Source organism: Bacillus sp. JKS001846 (assembly GCF_900176455.1).
Taxonomy (GTDB): Bacteria; Bacillota; Bacilli; order Bacillales; family Bacillaceae_G; genus Bacillus_A; species Bacillus_A cereus.
Genome location: NZ_FWYG01000001.1, coordinates 3,323,458 through 3,348,776, shown reverse-complemented (window position 1 = coordinate 3,348,776; position 25,319 = coordinate 3,323,458). Strand labels below are relative to the sequence as shown.

The window sequence follows — 25,319 nt, the reverse complement described above, 5'->3', positions numbered from 1 at the left end:
CGCCTCCCTATCATATGATTATTTAAAATAATATAGGAGGCGAGGTTGACTTTGCAATAGAGAAAATTGCATATTGAAACATTAATTTAATAGGAAAAATATTTTTAATGAAATTTACTTTCATTATAACTAAATTCATTTACTACTTCATATGCTTGTTAGTAAAGTGAAACTTCCTTTCATTTGAAGGGTAATAAATTATAAGTATAGGAGGATTAATAAATGAAAGTTTTGTTCGTCTGTTCTGGAGGAATGTCCAGTGCAATTGTTGTAAACGCTTTAAAAAAAGAAGCGGAGAAAAATGGTGTGAACATGGAAGTGCATGCAATTGGAACGAATGAGGTAGAGGAAGAAGTAAAGAATGGTTGGGATGTCGTAATGGTGGCACCTCAAATAAGACACCGATTTGACTCTGTAAAAAAATTTGCAGAGGAGGAATCTATTCCGTGTGGCATCATTCCACCGCAAGCATACACGCCACATGGAGGCCCGACTTTATTAAAAACTGTAAATGAATTAATTAGTTAGGAGGAAGCGTTATGAATAAGTTTGTCACGTTTCTTGATAAAAACTTATCTGGCCCGATGGCAAGGCTTTCTGAGCAGAGGCATCTACAAGCAATCCGTGATGGAGTTATTTCGGCGTTACCATTTATTATAGTAGGAAGCTTTTTTTTAATAGTAGCATTTCCACCACTGCCGAAAGATAGTTTCATATCGGTTTGGGCATTAAAGAATCAAACAAGTATATTGATACCATATCGTTTAACTATGTTTATTATGTCCTTATATATAGCATTTGGAATAGGATATAATTTAGCGAAAAGTTATAAATTAGATGCTTTATCAGGAGCACAGCTTGCGGTATGTTCACTACTTTTAACATTAACGCCTGAGTTAATTGATAAAAAAGGATTCATACTTCCGATGACAAATCTTGGAGGTCATGGATTATTTGTGACGATGATCGTCTCTATTTTATCAGTTGAGATTTTAAGGTTTTGTAAGAAGAATAACGTAACGATAAAAATGCCAGAACAAGTACCACCGTCAGTATCACGTTCATTTGAAGCACTTATACCTGCAGCATTCGTTATTATTATGATGAGTCTTATTACAGTCGTTTTTAAAGTTGATTTACATTACGTTGTAGATAAACTAGCCGCACCGTTAGTAAAAGCTGGTGATAGTTACTTTGGCGTTATTATACCTGTATTTTTAATTACGTTTTTCTGGTCTTTCGGGATACACGGAGTATCAGTTGTAGGTACTGTGGCAAGGCCACTTTGGGATGTGTATTTAGGAAAGAACGGTGAAGCTGTAGCAAGTGGAGCGAGTCATTTTCCGTTTATTGCACCAGAACCGTTTTATCAATGGTTTATTTGGATTGGTGGTTCGGGTGCAACGTTAGGGCTTGTGTTAGCTATGATTGTATTTGGTCGATCCAAATATTCAAAAGCATTATCGAGAACATGTATTGTCCCTGGGATTTTTAATATAAATGAACCGGTTATATTCGGTTTGCCGATTGTATTAAATCCAATTTTAATTATTCCTTTCGTCATTACCCCGTTAGTAACAGCTACTATAGCGTATGCTGCAACCGCAATGGGATTTGTAACACCAACGCATATTATGCCGCCATGGACATTACCTGCTCCAATTGGTGCATATTTAGCAACAGGTGGAGATTGGCGTGCGATTGTATTAGTTTTTATAAATATAACAATATCGTTCCTTATTTATTTACCATTCTTTAAAATGTACGACAAAAATATGCTTGAAATCGAAAAGAATGGTGACGGAGAGTCGGTTAATCCTTAATCTACATGCTGTTATTTTGAGTGATAGACTTTTTGTCTATCACTTCTTTCACATTAAAACTAGAAAGGGGGAAATAGAATGAATATAAAATTTAGTTATAAAGGTGTGTTTTTATTACTATTTGGAGTGATTTGTGCAAATTTACTTTTTGTCCCTTTATTAGGCATGCTAAATTTATCACAAATGCATAGTATTTGGCTCGTTACAAGTATTGCGGCAAGCGTTTTGCTTACGGTAGTTGTTTCTTTCATTGATGGATCGTTTGCATCGAAAGCTCAGTTGTTTTTTAGATTTATATTGTTTTCGATTGGTTGTACGTTGGTTACTTACATGATTGTTTTTTAGTAAATAGGAGGTCATGCATGTTATGTATGTTGCAGGGGTAATGTCCGGTACTTCGTTAGACGGAATAGATGTAGCACTCGTTCATATAGATGGAAGCGGTGTAGATTCTAAAGTTGAACTCATCCATTTTACTACTGTGCCATTTTGTAATGATATGAAAAATGATATCCAGCAGGCATTATCAATAGAAAATTCAAATGTACAACTTATATGCAGTTTAAATTTTAAACTCGGTTTACGCTTCGCAAACGCTGTAAAGGAAGTTTGTAAAGAGGCCAATTTTCCTTTGAGACAATTAGATTTAATTGGTTCTCACGGACAAACGATTTATCATCAGCCACAGCAAGATGGAGGTATGATTCCTTCTACATTACAAATTGGAGAACCGGCAATTATAGCGTATGAAACGAATACGACGGTTATTTCTAATTTTCGAACGATGGACATGGCAGCTGGAGGACAAGGAGCACCACTTGTACCATATTCAGAGATTATTTTATATCGTCACCAAACTAAAAATAGACTACTACAAAATATCGGCGGGATTGGTAATGTGACTGTAATACCAAGTCAACTAAGTGAGAAAAGCGTTATAGCATTTGATACAGGTCCAGGTAATATGGTAATGGATGAAGTATGTCAAAGGTTGTTTCAGTTGTCATATGATCAAAATGGTAACATTGCAAAACAAGGAGTAGTTGTAGAAGAGGTTTTGACATATTGTATGAATCATCCATTTTTGAAAATGAATCCACCGAAATCAACTGGTAGAGAACAGTTTGGAGAAGAATTTGTCAGTGAGTTATTAAAGCGGTTTGAAAAGCATAGTAAAGAAAATATATTGACGACTGTCACAAGGTTTACAGCAAGTTCAATTGTTTATCATTATAAGGAGTTTATTCTGCCGTATTATGAAATCGATGAGGTAATTCTAGGTGGTGGCGGAAGTTATAATGATACACTTGTAGAAATGATACGGCATGGATTGAAAGAAGAAAAATGTGCATTATTCCTTCAAGAAGATATAGGCTATTCTTCAGAAGCGAAGGAAGCAATCGCCTTTGCCATTTTAGCAAATGAAACATATCATCGTAATCCGAGTAATGTGCCGAGCGCAACAGGTGCAAAGGAATCTGTAGTTTTAGGGAATATAACATTCCCTCCAATTTGAAATGAATGAGGCGAATAGATGAAATATATGATTGGAGTAGACGGCGGGGGAACAAAGACAGAAGCAATTGCATTTGATAAAGACGGAAATGAACTTGTAAGAGCTACAAGTGGTTTTGGAAATATATTAATAGATTTTGAAGAAGTTCTTGTGCATATTATGGAGGTGATTGATCAATGCCAGAAAGGTGTATTAAATGGGCATTGCGTTTGTATTTGTTTAGGATTAGCGGGTGTAAGTGGAGTAAATACGAATGAATTAACATTACGTCTAAAGAAGAAGTATGGAATACCAATTGAAGTTTTTAATGATGCGATGATTGCACATGCAGCTGTTTTAAAAGGAAAAGATGGAATTTTAACAATTGGCGGCACAGGTGCAATTTGTCTTGGAAAGAAAGGAGAAGTGTACGAGTATAGTGGTGGATGGGGACATATTTTAGGAGATGAAGGAAGCGGATATTGGATTGCATTACAAGGTTTAAAAAGAATGGCGAATCAATTTGATCAAGGAGTTGCACTTTGCCCATTAAGCTTAAGGATTCAAGATGAGTTTCAACTTTTGACGTCGTCTCATATAAAAAGACTAGTTTATAGTTCTTCAAAAGATAAAGTTGCAGCAATCGCGCCATTAGTTATTCAGGAAGCGAGAAATGGCAATGATGATGCGCATGAAATTATGATGCAAGCTGGAAAGGAATTGGCAAGGATTACAGTAAATGTTTATAACAAGTTGAACTTTAAGCACTCAACGCCAATTGCAGTAAGTGGCAGTATATTGCGTTTAGTTCCTGAAATATTTGCTGTATTTAAGAAATGCTGTGAAGAAAGTATGAAAGAAATTACATTCGTATCACAAGCAGAAATGGCAGTGAAAGGAACATATTATTTAATGAGGGATATATATTTTTAAAAATAGCGTATGAGAATTTTTGTATGATTTGTAAATATATGATGTTAAAATGTATAAAGGGAAGTGGATAAAAAAGTACAATATACATAGTTCATGAATATTGTATAAGTACTTCCATGTAGAAAGTGAATGATTATATGATTAATAGTATGCAGTTTTTGTATTTGGTCGCTTCTTATTTATTTGGGAACATATTGACCGCTTATATAGTAACGAAATGGAGATATAACGTTGATATCCGAGATGAAGGAAGTGGGAATCCCGGCGCAAGAAATATGGGGCGTGTATATGGAAAAGGATATTTCATCGCTACATTTTTAGGTGATGCAATTAAAGGGGCAATCGTAGTTTCTATTGCAAAATACCTTTTTGGAGATTCTACATTTGTAATGTTAGCTTTACTAGCTGTTTTACTGGGACATATTTATCCAATTGTATTTAAAGGCAAGGGCGGAAAAGGCATATCAACATTTATTGGAGGATTAATCGCATTTGATTATTTGATAGCGCTTACTCTTGTTGCTGTTTTCATTATATTTTATTTAATTTTTAAAGGGTTTACTAAGCCAGGGTTAATTACAATTGCTTGTTTACCAGTTTGCATGATTTTGTATTCTTATTCTATTATTACGACTATTTTAAGTGCTTTTATCATTGTGCTTATTTTATATGTAAATCGAGACTGAAACGAAATTTTAATAAGTGGAGTAAATCTCCACTTATAATTTTTATTAAATACATAAAGGAGATAAGCCATGGGGTTAATTTATAAAGTTGCTGATCAAGATCGGGAATTTGAACGTATACATAAATTGAATTATAAAACATTTGTAGAAGAAATTACGCAACATGAAGAAACGAAAGAGCGTGTTCGTATAGATCGCTTTCATGATGAAAATACATATTTAATTTGTTTAGATGAGGATAGATTAGTAGGTATGGTCGCAGTGCGGGGAAAACGACCATTCTCGTTAGATTATAAAATCTCAAATTTAGATATTTATTTGCAAGAGCATGGAGAAAAAGTGTATGAAATTCGTTTACTTTCAGTAGAACGTGAATATAGAAATGGAAGAGCGTTGTTAGGATTAATTCGTTTTCTACATCGTTATTTGCTTCTAAATGGATATGAATTAGCACTCATTTCTGCAACAACACGTGAACTACCTTTATATGAGCAAATGGGATTCAAATCTTTTCATACGTTAGTTGGTACAGAAGAAGCAGCCTTCCAGCCAATGTATGTTACTCCTGCTATGTTTGAAGAGTCGAGTGTTGGAGGGATTATGACGAAAGAATATACGTTTTTACCTGGTCCAGTAGATATTGAAGAGAATGTTCGAAAGGCATTTTCTACGCGGCCTATTTCGCATCGCTCTAAGTCATTTCAAGTGACAATGGACAATGTGAAAAAACGGTTACTTCACATGACAAAAGCAAAACATGTACAGCTTATGTTAGGAACAGGGACGTTAGCAAATGATGCGATTGCTTTACAGTTACGTTCTTTAAAAGGGAAAGGACTAATATTAACAAATGGAGAATTTGGAAATAGATTAGTTGGACATGCAAAACGAGCACAATTACATTTTGATACGTATAAAAAAGAAATGGGAGAGCCGTTTATTTATAACGAATTAGAAGAAATAATAATAACTGGAAATTATGAATAGCTTTGGTTTGTTCATCATGAAACATCTACTGGAATGTTAAACGATTTAGACGAGCTAAATACTCTTTGTAACGAGAATCAAATGAAACTATGTGTAGATTGTATAAGTTCAATTGGAGCAATACCATTAGACTTGAAGGATGTGTATTTTGCAAGTGGTGTTAGCGGTAAAGCGATTAAATCATATACAGGAATTTCTTTCGTTTTTCATAACCACATTGTAAAAATAAACGAGGCTGTGCCGGCCTATATGGACATTGGCATGTATGAAGAAAATGAAAGCATTCCATACTCACAATCATGGAATTTAATTTATGCATTGCAAGAAGCGTTGAAGAGATTTGAAGATGAAAAGGCATTTGTAAAAATTAAAGAGACATACGATTATGTTGAAGAAGTTATTACTGATATGGGTTTAAAGCTTGTTTCAACTAAAGAACACGCCGCACCAATTATACTTACTATTGTATTGAGCGAAGAGCATTCTTCTAAAGTAGTAGGCGATGCATTAGCATTACAAGGATACGTTGTTCATTATGAGTCATCTTATTTACAAAAGAATAATTGGATTCAAATTGCATGTTTAAATCATTATAAAGAACGCGATATGAAGAGGATGTTAAATTGTTTGCAAATATGTTTATTTCAGAGTGGGGTACATATATAAAGATTTTCTCTTTTCGTATAAAGGAGCTACGACTTACGAAAACTTAGAAATAGAACTTTGGAAGAGGTGTCAGTATGATAACTAGAAAACTACCATTACATATAGACGATATTAAAAAAGCTCACAAAATTCTAGATAGAAATGCTCGTAAAACGCCATTAGTAAAATCTTTTTACTTGACTAGTAAAACGGGCGGAGAAATTCATTTGAAATTAGAAAATATGCAATTAACGGGTTCTTTTAAATTCCGTGGCGCATTTAATAAAATGTCGCGGCTCACGGATCAAGAAAAAGAAAGAGGTGTAATTGCATGTTCAGCAGGTAATCATGCACAAGGAGTTGCATTATCTGCTCATTTACTCGGTATTAAGAGTAAAATTGTTATGCCAATTTCTGCACCGCAGGCGAAAGTTGAAGCAACAAAAGGATATGGATCTGAAGTGATTTTACATGGTGAAACCTTTGATGATGCAAAGGCAAAATGTGAAGAAATTATAAGGGAAACAGGTGAAACATACTTACATCCATATGATGATGTAGAGGTAATGGCTGGTCAAGGTACAATAGGATTAGACATTCTTGATGATATGTGGGATGTAGATACTGTCATTGTACCAATTGGTGGAGGCGGAATTATTTCTGGCATTGCTGTAGCATTGAAATCTTTTAATCCATCCATTAATATAATTGGTGTCCAAGCAGATAATGTTCATGGAATGAAGGCATCTTACGATAAAGGAGCAATCGTAGAACATTATGAGGCGCCTACTATTGCAGATGGTTGCGCAGTTAAAATACCAGGTGAATTAACATTTGAAATTGTAAAAGAATTAGTAGATGATATTGTAACTGTATCAGAAAAAGAGCTGGAAGTAGCGATGAAAGATTTATTACAACGTGGGAAAGCTGTTGTAGAAGGTGCAGGTGCATTAGCAACTGCTGCACTTCTTGCAGGAAAAGTTGATAGCTATATAAAAGGAAAAAAAGTAGTAGCGGTTATATCTGGTGGGAACGTAGACTTACAGCGCATATCAAGTGTATGTGAGCACTTTTTTGTCGCTAATGAAGTGAAATAGTTTTATGAAAGAAGAGCTAAGAGAAATAGTCTTAGCTCTTACTTTTTGTCTACTGTTTACTGTAAGTAGCAATAAACTTGCAAAATTTGCTGTTTAAAAATTATTTTATTTAAGCGCCTATTTTTACACATATCTTTAATGTTACAATAATTATTTCAATATTGTCGAAATGTAAGCAGAAATTTAATATAATAGTTTTAATGTGCTAATGAGCGGTGAGGAGGGCAGATCATGAATAAAGAAGAACAGGTCATGAACGGTTTCAGGGAATTATATAATAAACTGGTTTGGCTTAATAAAGATAAGATGGAAGAAGGTCTTAAAGGTTTTAAGTCTTCTGAAGTCCACTGTATTGAATATATTGAAAACAATGCAGATTCTAACGTGACGCAACTCGCAGAGGCTTTTTATGTGACTCGCGGTGCTATAAGTAGAATGACTAAGAAGCTCATACAAAAAGGCCTTGTTGAAAGTTACCAAAAGTCAGAAAATAAGAAAGAAATTTATTTTAAGCTTACCGAACAAGGGAAAGAAATTTATAAAATCCATGAAGATCTGCACAAAGAGTTTCAAGAGCGGGATAAAGCTGTATTTGAGCAAGTAACTGAAGAAGAATTCGACAGTATAATTAGCTTTGTGGAAAAGTATAGTAGACATTTGGATGCAGAAATAAAGAAACAAGGTATACATATTAAATCGTAATACATTTTAATAATAAAATGGCAGCCTTACTCTAATATGAGAATAGGCTGCTTTTTTATTATTTTATCTTTGTTGACTAATCAACAAAACAGAGTTATCATTTTGTTGACAAAGCAACAAAACATTTTAAGGAGAGAAGTTAAATGTCTATATTTAGATCACAAAATGAAAGGGAAACTGAAAAAAGCATAGATAAACATGCTTTACTATTCGGACTTATTTCTGTATTTCTTTGTGGTATAGGTTTCAGTATCATTATGCCTGTAGTCCCATTCTTAGTACAGCCATATACAAGCAATCCGGAAGAACAAGCATTGGTTGTTACACTACTAACTTCCGTATATGCGGCCTGCGTGTTTTTAGCTGCTCCAGCACTCGGGGCTTTAAGCGATAAGTATGGCCGTCGTCCATTACTTTTAATATGCTTATTTGGTTCTGCAATTGGGTACTTAGTTTTTGGTATAGGAGGAGCTTTATGGGTATTATTTGCTGGACGGATAATAGAAGGTATAACAGGTGGGAGCATAAGTACTATCTTCGCATATTTTGCAGACATCATTCCGAAAGAGCAGAGAACGAAATACTTTGGATGGGTGAGTGCAGTTGTAGGTGCGGGAACTATTATTGGACCAACTCTTGGGGGCTTACTTGCAAAGTTTGGTCATTCTGTACCTTTATACTTTGGAGCGTTCATAACTTTATTAAATGTTTTATATGGTATGAAATACATGCCTGAGAGCCTTGACAAAAATAACAGGTTAAAAGAGATTACTTTTGTAAGGTTAAATCCTTTTGCACAGCTAGCAAATATACTTTCCATAAAAAATTTAAAATGGTTACTTATCTCAGCGTTTTTACTTTGGATACCTAACGGATCTTTACAAGCAATTTTCACGCAATTTACAATGGATACTTTCAGTTGGAAACCTGCATTAATCGGACTTATGTTTTCAATTTTGGGCTTTCAAGACATTGTTTCACAAAGTTTTATAATGCCAAAGCTTTTAATTAAGCTTAGTGATAAACAAATAGCAATTCTTGGGATGGTTTTGGAGATTATAGGATACAGTTTTATTGCAGCATCAGCTGTATTTTCACTCTCTCCACTACTTATCGTTGGAATGCTAATGTTTGGTTTTGGGGATTCAATTTTCGGGCCTTCATTCAACGGGATGCTTTCAAAGTCTGTCAGTTCTAATGAACAAGGAAGGATTCAAGGTGGAAGCCAATCTATTCAAGCTTTAGCAAGAATGATTGGTCCGATTATTGGAGGACAAATCTATGTATCACTTGGTCATGCCGTACCTGCTTTTATGGGTATGATTCTTATAGTAGCGGCAATGGCAGTTTTGTATAAGGGAATGCATGCAACTGTATAACAGATAGATATAAGAACAAATAAAAGGGAGTCAGAACTTAGGAACAAGTGCTGATTCCCGATTTGTTTACGGTTTGAGAGCTAAGAGAAATGCTTTTGTTTAGGGATTTATTCTGCTATGCTCTCATGGTGAAGGGTAATATTCAGTGAGGTGGAACTATCATTAATTACAGTTAGCTTTATTTGAAAGTAAAAAGGTAGGTAAATGACTAGATAATTTCATTATGCTTGTGCTGAAGTAAATAATGACTCCATCTTTACTTTGCTCTTTTCTCGAATTTCAGCATCTGCGTGTCTCATAACGTATTTATGCGCTACAGCGATTGCTAAAACATCATCTAATAAGCCAATCCCAATAATAGCAGCTATATCTGGAATGAAATCGATTGTTAATACGTAATAAGATAAAGCGGCTAATATTATGAATTTCGCCTTAGTAGGTAATTCTTTCTTTTTCATTGTGTAGAATAAAATAATACTTTCATATACGCTAGATTTACCGAGGTTTACAGAGCTTTTTTTGAACTTTTTCCAAAGTGTCTGTTTCTCCATATAAACACTCCTTTTACAAAAACATAGATTTTTTAAAAGGATGGACAAAGAAGTGAGAGATTAATCAATTTTATTGTTTTTCTTAATTATATATTTCCATAAAAATAGGGGATTACCTGTTCAAAATAATATAATGTGGATTATACAATGATTCACAGTGTTTCATTACATAGTATGCAAGTAGTATTTGTTAAATTAAACAATTTGCAAATGGTATCTATCTAAAGAAGATTTCACCGAAGGTTTTAATTACTTCTAAAAGGATAGGGATTGTACGTCTTATTAGTGAATCGCTGCAATATAAGGTACATAATAATAAAGGTATATTACTGCAAATAAAGCTTATTCATCTAAAACGTCATATTTTTACAATTAATGAACTAGCAACCTTGTTCTTTCTATATCCTTCACCTGTAAATTTTTCACTACTATATTATTGACATACAATAAATGGTTAAATGTTTCTAAAAGGTTTTCTAAACAAACAAAATTCTCAGATTGATACGAAAATGCTATGAAAAATAATAAATATATCTAATGCGCTATTAGAATTTTTTCATATTATAGTATTGAGAATTGTATAAGGAGGTGGAAAAAGAATGGACGAGCGTGTACAACCTCAACTTTCACCGCCATGGATCACATATTTTAACGAACTCAGAAATTCGGTAGGGGCTGATCCAACTGTAACAGTAGGTCCGCTAATACCGACTGATGGAAATTTTATTATTTTAGTACAAACTACGGATTTTGAAAAAGCGATTGCATTAGCTACACTTCTTAAACCTACAGTGCAATTTGGCAATGTAAATGTAACTATTGTTGTTAGTGTTATTGGGGATGGAATTGTAAACCCAATTCCTTGTCCTTTAGATGCTTTTGAAATTGCACACCTTTTTCAAGTAGCTTTAGAAAGCAACTTGTATTTTGAGCAAGTTGTTGTGCAGCCGCAGTTCCCAGGTGGAGCGAATGTTGTTTTTCCGGTTTTTGCTGCAAAAGTGATTCAGTTTTTTAATGATGATATTTCTAATCTATGCCAAACTTTCACAGAAGTCGCTGCAAAAGTTTTTCGTGATGTAATGAATGATGCTATATGTGGTATACCAATTTTATACTCGACAAGTTGTAGTACAAGCACTGAAAATGTATAATTTATTGATGAAAAAACTTTTCACAAAAAAGAAATACAACTGAATTTGTTCTATTAATTTAAAAGAGACATTTCTAATTTAAGGAGATGTCTCTTTTATTACATATGAAAATTACGAAACGGATACTTGTCCAATAAGGGTAAAATTCATTTATAAAAAGTAACAGCTTAGGTTAAGAGTGAAAACCCTGTCTATGATTTTACAGACGAACTTGCTAACACATATGAGAAATAGATATAAAATAACTTTGGTATCCACATTTAAAAATAGAATTAACTAATAAAAAACTTAAAACAAAATACTGATAAAAAATTTTTTAATATGTATAGTAAAATGTATGTGGACGAAGTGGTTATTATTAAATATTGAATAGGCGGTATGGGGGAAGAAAAATGAAAATAATAGAACTACCAATTGAATTCGAATTTAACGGGCAAAAACAATGTATTTATCCAAGTTTAATTATATTACATAATGAATTAACGTTAGTCGATACAGGATATCCAAGTTTTTTACCTTTAATTGAAAATGCAATATTAAAACATGGATATGAGATAAAAAACTTAAAGAATATAATTATTACTCATTATGATGATGATCATATAGGGTCTTTATACGATTTTAAAGTGAAATATCCTCAAATTAATGTTATTGCTAGTGAAATTGAATCTAACTATATTAGTGGTGATATAAAATCAGAGAGGTTAGTTCAAGCTGAAGAAATGTTAGAACGTATGCCAAATGAAGAAAAAGAATTTGGTAAATGGTTTATACAACAGTTAAAAAATATAAAACATATTTCCGTCGATGAAAAAGTGCATGATGGTCAAATGATTTTGAATAATGAATGTCAAATAGTAGCGACGCCAGGACATACTTCGGGGCATATTTCATTATATTTTCCGAATTTAGATTGTGTAATTACGGGAGATGCGGCTGTTCAAGAGAATCGTGGGTTAGTAATAGCTAATCCGAATTTTTGTTTAGATATAGAAAAAGCGAAACAGTCTTTAAATAGGATTAAAAGTTTTAAAGCAACACAGTATTATTGCTATCATGGAGGAAAGCTTACTGTATAAATTAATGAAAATCGGTCTTTCCTAAATCGAAAAGATTGGTTTTTAGTTCATATATTTTGCGATTTCAACCAAATCAGTAACATTATATTTCGGTAAAATTGAAATATATATGTAAAGAAGAATATATATAATTTGAGCAAGAGTATAGGGGGGAGAAGATGGGTTCGTTATTTGATGTAATAGCAGATATCATTTTATTTTATCCTCGAAATGACATGAAATTGAAACATCATATCGCAAAATTAAGTGAATTAGAGTGGTTTCGAAATCTACATGAAGATCTGAAGTATACAAGTTTAATTTGGAGTAATAGAAAAATTAAAAGGTATATTTTGACTTCTATAAATATGGAAGCATTAATAAAATCTGAGAAAAAGCAAAAAGAATTTGTTCATCTAGTACAGGATGAATATAAAAAAAGAAGATAAGAATTTTTTTATTTTTCATATTTGGCGAAACAAATGGTACAATGAAAGCTAATGTGAAAAATAAGGAAAAGAAGTGGTCTATTTGAAAAATTTTTTAGAATTAGGAATTAGTGAAACTTTTAATCATACATTACGTGAAAATGGAATTACAGAAGCAACACCAATTCAAGAGCAGGCAATTCCTGTTATTATGTCTGGTAAAGATATTATTGGGCAGGCAAAAACAGGTACGGGTAAAACGTTAGCATTCGTGTTACCGATTTTAGAAAAAATCGATTCAGAGTCTAGTGATGTTCAGGCTTTAATTGTTGCACCAACAAGGGAACTAGCCCTGCAAATTACAACTGAAATTAAAAAAATGCTTGTTCAAAGAGAAGATATTAATGTACTAGCGATTTATGGTGGGCAAGATGTAGCACAACAATTGAGAAAATTAAAAGGTAATACACATATTGTTGTTGCAACACCAGGACGATTATTAGATCATATACGCCGTGAAACAATTGATTTAAGTAATCTTTCAACGATTGTACTAGATGAAGCGGATCAAATGCTTTATTTTGGTTTCTTATATGATATTGAAGATATTTTAGATGAGACACCAGGTAGTAAACAAACGATGTTATTCTCAGCAACGATGCCAAAAGATATTAAAAAATTGGCGAAGCGTTATATGGATGAACCGCAAATGATTCAAGTACAAAGTGAAGAAGTAACGGTTGATACAATTGAGCAGCGTGTCATTGAGACGACAGACCGTGCAAAGCCAGATGCACTTCGTTTTGTTATGGATCGTGATCAGCCATTTTTAGCTGTTATTTTCTGCCGTACAAAACTTAGAGTAAGTAAACTGTATGATAATTTAAAAGGACTAGGTTATAATTGTGCTGAACTTCATGGTGATATACCTCAAGCGAAACGTGAAAGAGTTATGAAGAGTTTCCGCGAAGCTAAAATTCAGTACTTAATCGCAACGGATGTAGCAGCTCGTGGACTTGATGTAGATGGTGTAACGCACGTATTTAACTTTGACATCCCTGAAGATGTAGAAAGTTATATTCACCGTATTGGCCGAACAGGACGTGCAGGTGGATCAGGTCTTGCAATTACGTTCGTTGCAGCGAAAGATGAAAAACATTTAGAAGAAATTGAAAAAACGCTTGGTGCACCAATACAAAGAGAAATAATCGAACAACCGAAGATAAAACGTGTAGATGAAAATGGAAAACCGGTACCAAAGCTGGCTCCGAAGAAATCAGGTCAAAATCGTCAAAGAGATAGCCGCGAAGGTTCAAGAAGTGAATCAAGACGTGATTCAAGAAATAGCTCAAGAAGTGATTCAAGAAATAGTTCGAGAAATAGTTCTAGAAATGAAAATAACCGATCATTTAATAAGCCAAGTAATAAAAAAGGTAGTACAAAGCAAGGTCAGCAAAGACGTGGCCGTTAAATGGTTATAATTGTAAAAGAGTCGCAAAATATTGTGGCTCTTTTTTTGTTTGTATACAACAAGGATGATGGCAAGAAAAAAACAAAATTTCATTCACCGCATTTGAAATTTATAAAGGGAATTTTATAGTCCAAAACCATTAGTGCAAGGGTATTACTATCATTCAGCAGAACACTTTGGTTAAAAGAAAAGGTATTGAAGCGAGCGAGTATTTTCATTATACATTCCGCAATTATTGAAATAGAACAAGAGAAGTTTATGAAGGATTAAACTCGTATTGGTGTACGATCGTTGGAAACTGGAAAACTAATTTGTTAGTTTTGATCGATGAGGAACTCGAGAAGCACCACTGCCATCCTTATGGGGAAATTGCTTACGACGACGATGAAGGTAATTTAGTGATAATATGCGAAATAAGAAAAAAGGACTAGCAGTCGTACCTGCCGTCCTTTAATAGGAGAAAAAGTAATCTTGTTTAGAACTACGCATAAACAGAAAATCTGCTTGTAATTAGTTTTACCCTAAATATACGTGTCTATACAAAAAAGGGATAAGTAAAAGATACTTATCCCCGGAAGGGAAATCCCAAGCACCAAAATGGCTCGTATTGGTCTGCAGGTTCAAAAGTAGTATATGTAAAACGAAAAATCTCATACAAAAAGCAGACAACGATTTTGGTTGTCTGCCAGTGAGTTCAATGAGTTAGCTAATTGTGATAATTTGCATCCCCATTGCGAGAAGAGTGAAGCTGCTAGTTCAAACAGCTTGTTGGTATTATTTTCGATTTCTAAAAAAATATACATCAAAAGAAAGAGGTATTAGCCATGGACACGGCGGCTTGAAAATAGTATGTATTTTTATTTGAAAAATATTCAAGGGGTGAAGAAACATGGAATGTTTAATAAAGGTGTTTGTTTTATTAATCAGTTAATTAATAAAACAAAATAGTTATTTGGGAGAAAGGGAAAATTAATATGAGATGAATTGAAGCTGTTGAAAAATTACTTGAAGTGATGAAAGAATGCTTTTGGAACGGAACATCTTTAAAGGGTGAAACTAATGATTTTAATATTGTATCTTGGCTGATTGAAGAAGCGACGCGTAAAACAAAATAAAGATTTCATTTTGTAGCAATGGAGAATAGATATGTGTACTTATTGGGGGAAAGTAGATAAAGAGTTCTTTAAGAGGCAAGAACCGGAACAAAATAAAAGAGCGGCTAGCAAAAGCTAACTGCTCAATACAAGGAGATACAGAGAAGACTACTTTAAATGAATGTTGGCATACAGCCCAAATTCAGTATTGACCGAATATTTATTTTAAATTCAATTTATTTAAAGTAAACATCCCAACAGATAAAATGGTTGCGCCTGCTACAGAACCTAGCCAGTCTCTCCAGCCTAATGTATTTAAAGATGCATCTGTTAAATCCGTAATTAAGAAGATAGCAAACATTAATACACCAAATGCTAAGCATCCCCAAAATGTTTGCAAATATTTAATAATCTTCTTTCGGAACTTGCTCATATAAATCACCCTTATTAATAATTTATATTTTTATAAATAAATTATTACATATACAAAAATTAAAAGTACGAAATATGCAATATTACATATTGGAACTCAACAAAATACTCCATTGATAAGTACATAGATCGAACGGAGGCATCGTTCTTTTCCTAAAATGAAAGGTGACGATAAGAAACATGAGATACGTTTTAAACAAATTGAGCGGACGTTAAAAAATAAAAATTTATAAAGGAAATAGAAAGTATGGTGTTGTATATGTACGATAATAGGAAACTTTTTGCAAACTAAACATATAATTTTAATAGACCGACAGTCGGTCTGATGGGAAGGAGAACTTGAATGCGAATTGTAAAGGAGTATGAGGAGCGTAGAAAGGAAATTTTAGAAACAGCTGAGCGTTTGTTTCTTACGAAAGGTTATACGAAAACAACCGTGAATGATATTTTAAAAGAAATTGGTATAGCAAAGGGGACGTTTTATCATTATTTTAAGTCGAAGGAGGAAGTAATGGATGAAATCATTATGAGGATTATTAAAGAGGATGTCACTAAGGCGAAAAGGATTGTCTCCAATCCCGATATCCCCGTTTTAGATAAGTTATTTAAAATTTTAATGGAACAATCACCAAAATCAGGAGATGTCAAAGAAAAAATGATTGAACAATTCCATCAACCAAATAATGCAGAAATGCATCAGAAAAGTTTAGTGCAATCCATTATACATTTATCTCCTGTATTAACGGAAGTTTTAGAGCAAGGAATAGAAGAAGGCATATTTTCTACTCCATACCCACAAGAAACAATTGAATTATTACTCTCTTCAGCACAAGTCATATTTGATGATGGTTTATTCCAGTGGAAACCGGAAGAAATGATGAGAAGAGCTAAGGCTTATATTAAAATGATGGAAGTATCTGTTGGAGCGAAAGAAGGGTCCTTTGATTATATGATCGAGGTTTTAATGAAACAGAAATAGCTTTTTTCTGTTTGGGTGTTATAGACCGGCAGTCGGTCTAGACTAAATGAAGGATGTGATGAAGATGCCAGCAAGTATTCAATCTTCCTTGAAAGATTTTCACTTAATGGTAAGTGGTCAAATTATTACTATTTTAGGTTCAACACTATTACGTTTTGCACTGTCTTTATATGTGCTAGATATAACAGGACGTGCCGATATATTTGCAGGGTTATATGCCATAACGAGTATCCCGTTTTTGTTAGCTCCTCTTGGCGGAGCGATAGCAGATCGTTTCAACCCCCGTAATGTAATGGTCATTTTGGATTTTATAAACGCTGCTATTGTATTAAGTTTTATAGTTTTGTTATTAACTGAATCGGTATCTATTTTATTGATTGGAGCAATTATGTTTTTACTAGCAGTCATTAGTGCAATGTACTCACCAGTTGTTATGGCAAGTATTCCGCAATTAGTTCCAGAGAAAAAGTTAGAACAAGCAAACGGTATCATAAATGGTGTGCAAGCATTATCTAATATAGTTGCACCTGTACTAGGAGGAATATTATATGGCATAATTGGTTTGAAAATGCTCGTAATAACAAGTTGTCTTGCTTTCTTTTTATCTGCAATTTTAGAAATGTTTATTACAATACCTTTTATAAAAAGAGCGCAAGAAAGCCATATCATACCGACAATTGTAAAAGATATGAAAAAAGGTTTTCTTTATGTTTTAAAGCAACCTTTTATTTTGAAGGCTATGTTACTTGCAACTTTACTAAACTTAATTTTGACACCGTTATTTGTTGTTGGAGGACCTATTATGTTACGAGTAACTATGCAGAGTAGCGATACGATGTATGGAATTGGAATGGGATTAATTGATTTTGCAACCATATTAGGGGCATTGTCAATCGGTTTCTTTGCTAAAAAGTTACAGATGAAAACATTATATAATTGGATGCTTATCATAGCTTTATTAGTAATGCCAGTGGCACTATCAGTTACACCGTTTATTCTTAATTTAGGATACTATCCACCATTTATCCTCTTTATACTTTCTTCTCTTCTAATCGCAATGATTATGACAATTGTATCCATTTATGTGATTACTGTAGTCCAAAAGAAAACACCAAATGAAAATCTAGGAAAAGTGATGGCATTTATAACAGCGGTATCTCAATGTATGGCACCAATTGGGCAAGTCGTATATGGTTTTATGTTTGAAGGATTCAGTACGAAAATTTATTTACCTATATTTGCTATTAGTTTCATAATGATAATAATAGCGGTGGTGACGAAGAAAATATTAAGAAATGAAGGGAACTAGCTTCATATGCTTAGAGTATTAGCGAAACCCAATCCTAATCAATTCTTCATCATTTATTTCAATTACGAATCTATATTCTTTGTCTAATAGCCAGTAATAAAAACTGACTGCATCAACGTCAACTAGTGATTGGAATACTTTATCAAGATTTGTACTTACTACAGGGATTTCATAGTTATCCCATATTATAAAAATCTGTTCGTCAAAATCTAGTTGGTTTGCTCTAATAAGGGAAATTAGTTGTTCTTTGTTCGAAGCTATGAATTGATTATCTATCTGTTCCCAATCTATTCTTCCCGAGACAGTTATAGGAAATGAATTCATTAAAATAGTAGCAATCTGCTGGCTTTTTTCTTGGGAGAAAATGAGAGTTTCGTTTCCTAGGGATTCAAGGCATTCACTAAACAAAGGGTTTGTGTCATTGTTGTTTTTGGTTTTCAGTGCTCTTAACTTTTGTCGCAATTTCCATTGTCTTGACGATCTATCATCCATTTTTAACATTCCTTATACAATTATTTAAGAATGAGTATAGCATATAAGGGAAGTCTTTATGAAAAGGAACTTTTTAAATATAAATTAAACAAAAGCGTTATTTGAAAAAAAAGCCTTTTAAGGAAAGATAAGAGGCCATCAAAAAATATAACAACATGAAAATTTTATATTATGTATATACAATTTAAAGAGTTAGTGGAAATAATAAAATGTATAAAATTCTTATAAAAAAGCCCTAGGATTAGGGGATCTAGGGCTTCCTCTGTTGGTATATCTCACACGACATTATAAAAAGAAAAGAACTTAATGAAGATAACACATGAATGTTTCGTAAATGTATCAAAAAAGTGAACAAAAACGTTATTTTATTAGAAAAGTATGATTGTATGAAATATCATGTATGAAAGAAGAGGCGTTAGCAAAAATATGCCTTAACGAAATCGGCTTTATTTTTCAGCAAAGTATTCTTCTTAAGTGACTCATGTTGTAAAGGTAGCGGTGAAAACAGAAAGAGTTCTTTTTTTGGCAGACGGAGAAATTGTTAGTGAAATACGGATGGGTAAATAGGAACATGATCATTTGAAAGTATGAGAAGAGAAGTTGTTAAAATGGTTAGCTATACTTGGATTTTAAAGGGAAAAACTCCTATTGAATGTAGGAGTTTTTTCTTTGTTTGAAAGTTCAAAAAGATATATAATAATTTTCTGACTATTAATTTGTGGAGGGGTATTAATGAAAAATGAAACGTTACACACACAAGAAGACATTTTAAAAATGCTTGATTCATTATTAAGACCTGCAGAACCATTTTGGAATGAATTTTATGAGAATAGAGAAAAGGATGTTCCATTTTTTGAAAATGTTCCAGATGAGAACCTAGTTTCGTATATACAAAAAGAGAGAGTTTCAAAAGGGAAAGTATTAGAACTTGGATGTGGTCCAGGTAGAAATGCCATTTATTTAGCGACTCAAGGATTTGATGTAACAGCAGTGGATTTATCTGTAGAAGGCATTAATTGGGCTAAAGAAAGGGCATTGGCAAAAGAGGTAGCAATTCATTTTATTTGTGATTCAATTTTTAATTTAGAGGTTCAAAACGAATTTGATTTTGTATACGATTCGGGCTGTTTGCATCACATTCCACCGCATAGAAGAATAAATTATGTGGATTTAATTAAAAACTCATTAAAATCGGGTGGTTATTTCGGATTAACATGTTTTGCGGCAGGTGATTTAGATGAGCGAAATGGATCGGAAATAACAGATTGGGACGTATATAGAGGGTGGAGTCTACAAGGTGGTCTTGCATACTCGGAAGAAAAGTTAAGAGAGATATTTAAAGAATTTGAGGTAATTGAGATTAGAAGAATGAAACAAATGAAACAACCGAAAGAAATGTTTGGAGAATCATTTCTTTGGACAGCATTATTTAAGAAGAAATAATAAAGTAGATAATTGACAAACTCATCGTTTTTATAGACAATATATTAAAAGGAACGTACGTTTGGTTTTGTTGGCGTATGTTTTACATAAATACATAACAAGGGGCTGTCTCCATATGAGTAACGCAAATCAAAAAATTACTACATTTTTAATGTTTGAGGGCAAAGCTGAGGAAGCAATGAATTTTTATACGTCACTATTTGATCAATCAGAAATTGTAAGTATTTCTCGCTACGATGAAAATGGACCTGGTAAAGAGGGAACTGTAATTCATGCAACTTTTACGCTAAATGGCCAAGAGTTTATGTGTATTGATAGTTATGTAAATCATAATTTTACATTCACTCCAGCTATGTCTCTTTATGTAACTTGTGAGACAGAAGAAGAAATTGAAACGGTCTTTCATAAACTAGCGCAGGATGGAGCGATTCTTATGCCTTTAGGTTCTTATCCGTTTAGTAAAAAGTTTGGCTGGTTAAATGATAAGTATGGTGTATCTTGGCAGTTAACTCTTGCTGAATAAAAAAAGAAAAAGCGTAGCTTATTTGTTTAATGGATTTAGTTAAAAGCTTGAAAAATGAAATAACATAAAAAAGCGTTCCAACTGTCAACAGATTTGGAATGCTATTTTTATGTGGAAGTGAGTTGTTTAAAACTTACCAATTCTACGATTATTTTAAATGAATGGAATAGATGTATAATTTTTTGTCTTTTTAGAATTTTTAGCGATTATTAGCATTTATCTGTTAATATAAATATAGACAACTATGTATGAACTATCAGGCGGGTTAATAGAAAAAGGAAAGCATAAATAGTTAATAAGTTTACACTTAAAATGCAACTAGATTGTTAGGAGGAATAATTGTAATGGATACTACACAACAAAACAGTAATGCATGGGATAAGAAGGTGGAAGAAGGTTCTAGATACACGCAGTCTGTAAGTAGCGAGATTATTGAGAAAAGCAAATCAGGTGAATGGGAGATTACAGTCACTACGGAAAAATCAGTTCCTAGAGAATGGTTTCCAAAGTCATTAGATGGATTAAAGATACTTTGCTTAGCATCAGGTGGCGGACAACAAGCACCAGTTCTATCTGCTGCTGGAGCAGATGTAACAGTTACTGATATATCTAAGAAGCAATTGGAACAAGATGAAAAGGTAGCAAAACGGGATGGTTTAACTTTAAAAACCGTACAAGGAGATATGTCAGACCTTAGTGATTTTGAGGAAGAATATTTTGATATTGTTGTAAATCCTGTGTCTAATTTGTTTGTCAAAGATGTTCATCTTGTATGGAATGAAGTTTCTAGGGTTTTAAAGAATAAAGGTGTTCTTATTGCTGGATTTACAAATCCGTTACTATGGATTTTTGATGATAACCAAGAGCAAAAAGGTATTCTGGATGTTAAACATTCAATTCCTTCATCAACATTGGATTATTTACCAGAGGATGAAGTTCAAGATTACATCGATTCAAATCAAACAATAGAATATGCGCATACTTTAGAAGACCAAATCCAAGGCCAAATTGATGCTGGTTTTGCTATAACAGGTTTTTATGAGGATGATTTTGGTGGAACAAGGATATTAGATAAGCATATTAAAACATTTATTGCGACAAAAGCTATAAAATTAAAGATGGATTAAGAATTTTTGCTTGTCGCACGGGGCGTTAGTCGAAGAAGGCTCTTAAAATAGAAAAGGATGGTACTTTCCATCCTTTTCCTTATGTATTTTGAGTGTCGAAACTATTCTCAAAACAAGTTTTACACTACTAGTTGTATAATTAGGTTATGCTTTTATATTAAGAATTTTGCTGACCGAATCTTTTCCCGAGTTTAGCTAACAATTCAGGTTGATCGCTTTGGCTCATTATAACTTCAATAAAGATAAGTTGATTCTTATTAAAAATTATATTTGCTAAGGTTTCTGCTAATTCTGCTTCATTTTCTACTTTAAATGTTAGACTTTTTTCTTCTGATCCAAATATCATTGATAGTTTATTGTAATCCCACATCTGTATGTCATTATAAAGTTGGTTTTGTCCGTGAATGGCACGTTCAACAGTGTATCCGTTGTTATTGATTAAAAATATAATCGGTTTTAAATTTTGACGTAGTATAGTTGATAACTCTTGGGCAGTTACTTGGAAAGAACCATCACCAATAATTAAAATGTTGCGCCGTGATAAATTGGCGAGCTGTGTACCAAGTAGAGCGGGCAGTGTATATTCCGATAGATCCCCATAACGGTTGTCCTACATATGCAGTGTTATTAGGTAGAGGGATAGCAGCACTACCAAAGAAAGGTGTTCCTTGCTCTACAATTAAGACGTCGTTTTCTTGTAAGAAATGGTACATTTGCTGCCAAAAACGTTTTTGTGTGACCATTTGTGCTTTTGGATTGAACTCTTCAGTAAAAGGTGATGATTCTAAAATAAATGGCTTAACGTCAAGGGTATCTTTATTACGATGCTCAATTGAATCACTTAAATGTTGTAAAACATCCTGCATTACAACTGGACCGTATTTTTCATCTATAATTTTCACAGTGTAGGGATGGATTTCTATAACTTGTTCTTTTGTAAAACCTTGTGTGAAGCCGCCTGTAATAGTATCAGTTAACTTCACACCAATACTAATAATACAATCAGATTCATCAATTCTTTTTCGCAAGTACGGAGAACTTACATCACCAGTATAAACCCCTATAAATTGAGGGTGTTTTTCTGGGAATATTCCTTTTCCCATACTGAACGTCGCGATGGGAAACCCAGTTTTTTCTACGAATTGATGTAAATTTTCTTTAGCGTGAAATCGATCTACTTCAAAATCAGCTAAAATAACAGGTTTTTTGGCACTATTTATTTTTGAAATGGCATGTAGAAGCATTTTATTTAATGCTTCTTTATTACTTAAAATAGGTTTATTTATAATAGGTTCTGTCGGTTTATTAATTGGTTTATTATACACATCAATCGGCAAATTAATATGAACAGGGCGTTTTTCATTCCAACATGCACGTAAAACACGGTCAATTTCCTCAGCAGCATGCTCAGGTGTTACATTTGTTTGTGCTATAGTGATTTCTCGATACATATTGGAAAAGTGATCGAACTTTCCATTTCCTAACGTATGATGGACGATTGCTCCATTTTCCATTACTTTTGTTGGTGGCGTACCTGTAATTTTTATAACTGGCACGTTTTCCGCATATGAGCCAGCAATACCGTTAATAGCGCTTAATTCTCCAACACCGAAAGTAGTAATAAGAGCGGCGATTCCTTTTATGCGAGCGTACCCATCTGCTACATATGCAGCATTTAATTCATTACAATTGCCAATCCACTTTAAATTTTTATGTGCTACCACATCATCTAAAAAGGCAAGATTATAATCACCAGGAACCCCAAATATATGTTCAATTCCTAATTCGTGTAGTCTATCCAATAAATATGTACTTACAGTATATTGTTTTTTCAAATGAATCATCTCCTAATTATGCAATGAATGTTTCAATAGACTGAACAAGTTCTAATGCGTTGATTAAAATATTCATTACTAGATTGTGGTATAATTTACATACAGGGGGAAAGTAGATGACACAACATAAAGAAGAACAGATGAATGAGGCATTAGCATTATTTTATTTTGCATATAAAACATTTACTGAAAAGCCAGATGAAATTATAAAAGAATATGGCATTCAACGAGTACATCATCGAATTTTATTTTTTATCGCACGTTTTCCAGGGATAAGTGTAAATGAGTTATTATCACTATTAGAAATAAGTAAGCAAGCGCTCCACGGACCGCTACGTCAACTTGTGGAAAAGGGCTTAATTGAGAGTAATGAAGCTATGCATGATCGACGTGTGAAACAGTTGTCTTTAACAGAAAAAGGTACAGATTTAGAGAAAAAACTGAGTGATGTACAAAGACAACAAATGGGTGCTATTTTTTCAAAATTTGGTGAATCATGTGAGGACAATTGGCACCAAGTTATGAATGAAATGGCAAATAGCCGATCAGGTTTTGATGCTTGGATATCGAAACGTGAAATACCAGTCGATCAAAAATAATGAAAGAACTTCTGTTTTTATCGTTTGAAAAAGAACAAATTTTATCCATACATTTGGCAACTATCGATTGGTCATAGAGTGAATGGATAAAAAGATACATTACTAGATACTTTATACGTGTACGCAATGGAACAATAAAATTCACATTTCCGAAAGGGGAATTATAATGATAAAACTTGTACTTATTCGTCACGGACAAAGCTTATGGAATCTTGAAAATCGCTTTACTGGATGGACAGATGTTGATCTATCAGAGAATGGATTAAGTGAAGCGAGAGAAGCAGGAGCAATATTAAAGAAAAACGGATATACTTTTGATGTGGCTTATACATCTGTATTAAAACGCGCAATTCGGACGTTATGGATTGTACTTCATGAGATGGATCTTACTTGGGTTCCAATACATAAATCTTGGAAGCTAAATGAAAGACATTATGGTGCATTGCAAGGGCAGAATAAAGATGAAACTGCTCAAAAGTATGGTGAGGAGCAAGTTCATATTTGGAGAAGAAGTGTTGATGTAAGACCACCGGCTCTTACTGAAGACGATCCTCGATATGAAGCGACCGATCCAAGATATAAAACACTCAAAAAAGGTGAATTTCCATTAACTGAATGTTTAGAGGATACGGAGAAGAGAGTACTTGCTTATTGGCATTCAGAAATTGCGCCGACATTAAAAAGTGGTAATAAAGTAATTATTTCATCACACGGTAACACAATTCGCTCGCTAGTAAAATATTTAGACAACCTTTCAAGTGATGGTGTAGTTTCATTAAATATTCCAACTAGCATTCCGCTTGTTTATGAATTAGACGAAAACTTACGTCCGATTCGTCATTATTATTTAAGTATGGATGGAGAAGTACCTGAAGGGGAAATTCCGAAACATATTTCTTTTTAATACGAAAATTTGAAATGAATGCTTGTCTACATATACAATATAGACTCATGGTAAAGTGAAATTTTAATCAGTGGGGTCTTACTGCCCACAAATAGCAGGATAAAAGACGTGGTACCTTCTAATATATATGCGATGTAGCTAATTTTAGAAGCTTGTCCACGTCTTTTGTCATAAAG

Annotated in this window: 23 protein-coding genes and 3 pseudogenes; 22 read left to right on the top strand and 4 right to left on the bottom strand. The window is 33.4% G+C overall.

Annotation, left to right across the window (positions count from 1 at the left end):
- Positions 1-222 precede the first annotated feature (222 nt).
- From B9A45_RS17895 to B9A45_RS17850, 10 genes and pseudogenes are all read left to right on the top strand, one after another.
- Entirely contained in the window at positions 223-528 is a 306-nt protein-coding gene (locus B9A45_RS17895) for a PTS sugar transporter subunit IIB (protein ID WP_084064432.1), read from the top strand.
- An 11-nt stretch (positions 529-539) separates the two neighbouring features.
- Positions 540-1,823: a PTS sugar transporter subunit IIC gene (locus B9A45_RS17890; RefSeq protein ID WP_016109964.1), complete on the top strand. Its 1,284-nt coding sequence runs from the start codon at positions 540-542 to the stop codon at positions 1,821-1,823.
- A gap of 78 nt (positions 1,824-1,901) precedes the next feature.
- The gene (locus B9A45_RS17885) at positions 1,902-2,168 is read left to right on the top strand and encodes a hypothetical protein (RefSeq protein WP_001021966.1); all 267 of its coding nucleotides are present in this window, start codon (positions 1,902-1,904) and stop codon (positions 2,166-2,168) included.
- Between the two features lie 22 nt (positions 2,169-2,190).
- Positions 2,191-3,339, top strand: coding sequence for an anhydro-N-acetylmuramic acid kinase AnmK (gene anmK / locus B9A45_RS17880; RefSeq protein ID WP_016109965.1), 1,149 nt, complete (start codon positions 2,191-2,193; stop codon positions 3,337-3,339).
- 18 nt (positions 3,340-3,357) lie between these two features.
- Positions 3,358-4,251, top strand: a complete 894-nt coding sequence (locus B9A45_RS17875) for a BadF/BadG/BcrA/BcrD ATPase family protein (protein ID WP_084064429.1) — start codon at positions 3,358-3,360, stop codon at positions 4,249-4,251.
- A gap of 137 nt (positions 4,252-4,388) precedes the next feature.
- A complete protein-coding gene (plsY, locus tag B9A45_RS17870) occupies positions 4,389-4,937 on the top strand; it encodes a glycerol-3-phosphate 1-O-acyltransferase PlsY (RefSeq protein WP_016109967.1) in 549 nt (182 codons plus the stop codon).
- Positions 4,938-5,006: 69 nt separating this feature from the next.
- Positions 5,007-6,590 (top strand): annotated as a pseudogene (locus B9A45_RS17865) (aminotransferase class V-fold PLP-dependent enzyme).
- A gap of 74 nt (positions 6,591-6,664) precedes the next feature.
- Positions 6,665-7,666 carry a bifunctional threonine ammonia-lyase/L-serine ammonia-lyase TdcB gene (tdcB, locus tag B9A45_RS17860; RefSeq protein ID WP_016109969.1) on the top strand — a complete coding sequence of 334 codons (1,002 nt, stop codon included), beginning with the start codon at positions 6,665-6,667 and terminating at the stop codon, positions 7,664-7,666.
- 231 nt (positions 7,667-7,897) lie between these two features.
- Positions 7,898-8,368, top strand: a complete 471-nt coding sequence (locus B9A45_RS17855) for a MarR family transcriptional regulator (RefSeq protein WP_001030900.1) — start codon at positions 7,898-7,900, stop codon at positions 8,366-8,368.
- A gap of 143 nt (positions 8,369-8,511) precedes the next feature.
- Positions 8,512-9,747, top strand: coding sequence for an MFS transporter (locus B9A45_RS17850; protein WP_000021818.1), 1,236 nt, complete (start codon positions 8,512-8,514; stop codon positions 9,745-9,747).
- Between the two features lie 221 nt (positions 9,748-9,968).
- On the opposite strand, the gene B9A45_RS17845 is transcribed toward B9A45_RS17850, so the two are convergent.
- Complete coding sequence (locus tag B9A45_RS17845; protein ID WP_000415089.1) at positions 9,969-10,298, bottom strand: YkvA family protein; 330 nt, start codon at positions 10,296-10,298, stop codon at positions 9,969-9,971.
- 599 nt (positions 10,299-10,897) lie between these two features.
- Here B9A45_RS17845 and B9A45_RS17840 point away from each other — a divergent pair.
- From B9A45_RS17840 to B9A45_RS17825, 4 genes are all read left to right on the top strand, one after another.
- On the top strand, positions 10,898-11,449 hold the full coding sequence (locus tag B9A45_RS17840) for a hypothetical protein (RefSeq protein ID WP_000344486.1): 552 nt from the start codon (positions 10,898-10,900) through the stop codon (positions 11,447-11,449).
- Positions 11,450-11,841: 392 nt separating this feature from the next.
- Positions 11,842-12,528, top strand: coding sequence for an MBL fold metallo-hydrolase (locus B9A45_RS17835; RefSeq protein ID WP_016109972.1), 687 nt, complete (start codon positions 11,842-11,844; stop codon positions 12,526-12,528).
- Positions 12,529-12,686: 158 nt separating this feature from the next.
- Complete coding sequence (locus tag B9A45_RS17830) at positions 12,687-12,956, top strand: hypothetical protein (protein ID WP_000535034.1); 270 nt, start codon at positions 12,687-12,689, stop codon at positions 12,954-12,956.
- Between the two features lie 73 nt (positions 12,957-13,029).
- Positions 13,030-14,406: a DEAD/DEAH box helicase gene (locus B9A45_RS17825; protein WP_002101005.1), complete on the top strand. Its 1,377-nt coding sequence runs from the start codon at positions 13,030-13,032 to the stop codon at positions 14,404-14,406.
- A 1,314-nt stretch (positions 14,407-15,720) separates the two neighbouring features.
- Here the strand turns inward: B9A45_RS17825 and B9A45_RS17810 are convergent.
- Complete coding sequence (locus tag B9A45_RS17810) at positions 15,721-15,933, bottom strand: hypothetical protein (protein ID WP_000033153.1); 213 nt, start codon at positions 15,931-15,933, stop codon at positions 15,721-15,723.
- Positions 15,934-16,275: 342 nt separating this feature from the next.
- On the opposite strand from B9A45_RS17810, the gene B9A45_RS17805 reads away from it, so the two are divergent.
- Together B9A45_RS17805 and B9A45_RS17800 are read left to right on the top strand one after the other, a co-directional pair.
- Positions 16,276-16,911, top strand: coding sequence for a TetR/AcrR family transcriptional regulator (locus B9A45_RS17805; protein WP_001223580.1), 636 nt, complete (start codon positions 16,276-16,278; stop codon positions 16,909-16,911).
- A gap of 64 nt (positions 16,912-16,975) precedes the next feature.
- On the top strand, positions 16,976-18,220 hold the full coding sequence (locus B9A45_RS17800; protein ID WP_142263071.1) for an MFS transporter: 1,245 nt from the start codon (positions 16,976-16,978) through the stop codon (positions 18,218-18,220).
- Between the two features lie 18 nt (positions 18,221-18,238).
- Here the strand turns inward: B9A45_RS17800 and B9A45_RS17795 are convergent, their stop codons facing one another.
- Positions 18,239-18,712: a CDI toxin immunity protein gene (locus B9A45_RS17795; RefSeq protein WP_000342728.1), complete on the bottom strand. Its 474-nt coding sequence runs from the start codon at positions 18,710-18,712 to the stop codon at positions 18,239-18,241.
- 474 nt (positions 18,713-19,186) lie between these two features.
- Here B9A45_RS17795 and B9A45_RS17790 point away from each other — a divergent pair.
- The 4 genes and pseudogenes from B9A45_RS17790 to B9A45_RS17775 form a co-directional block, all read left to right on the top strand.
- Positions 19,187-19,303: pseudogene (locus B9A45_RS17790) on the top strand (ABC transporter ATP-binding protein); the annotation flags it as partial.
- 141 nt (positions 19,304-19,444) lie between these two features.
- Positions 19,445-20,155 (top strand): class I SAM-dependent methyltransferase, encoded by a 711-nt coding sequence (locus B9A45_RS17785; RefSeq protein WP_000787493.1) that lies wholly within the window; start codon positions 19,445-19,447, stop codon positions 20,153-20,155.
- 115 nt (positions 20,156-20,270) lie between these two features.
- Positions 20,271-20,678 (top strand): VOC family protein, encoded by a 408-nt coding sequence (locus B9A45_RS17780; RefSeq protein WP_000063589.1) that lies wholly within the window; start codon positions 20,271-20,273, stop codon positions 20,676-20,678.
- Between the two features lie 344 nt (positions 20,679-21,022).
- Positions 21,023-21,805, top strand: a complete 783-nt coding sequence (locus B9A45_RS17775; RefSeq protein WP_000381800.1) for a class I SAM-dependent methyltransferase — start codon at positions 21,023-21,025, stop codon at positions 21,803-21,805.
- A gap of 157 nt (positions 21,806-21,962) precedes the next feature.
- On the opposite strand, the pseudogene B9A45_RS17770 reads toward B9A45_RS17775, so the two are convergent.
- Positions 21,963-23,649: pseudogene (locus B9A45_RS17770) on the bottom strand (alpha-keto acid decarboxylase family protein).
- Positions 23,650-23,756: 107 nt separating this feature from the next.
- Here B9A45_RS17770 and B9A45_RS17765 point away from each other — a divergent pair.
- Positions 23,757-24,239, top strand: a complete 483-nt coding sequence (locus B9A45_RS17765) for a MarR family winged helix-turn-helix transcriptional regulator (protein ID WP_000191888.1) — start codon at positions 23,757-23,759, stop codon at positions 24,237-24,239.
- Between the two features lie 166 nt (positions 24,240-24,405).
- Entirely contained in the window at positions 24,406-25,143 is a 738-nt protein-coding gene (gpmA, locus tag B9A45_RS17760) for a 2,3-diphosphoglycerate-dependent phosphoglycerate mutase (protein WP_016109979.1), read from the top strand.
- Positions 25,144-25,319: the final 176 nt, after the last annotated feature.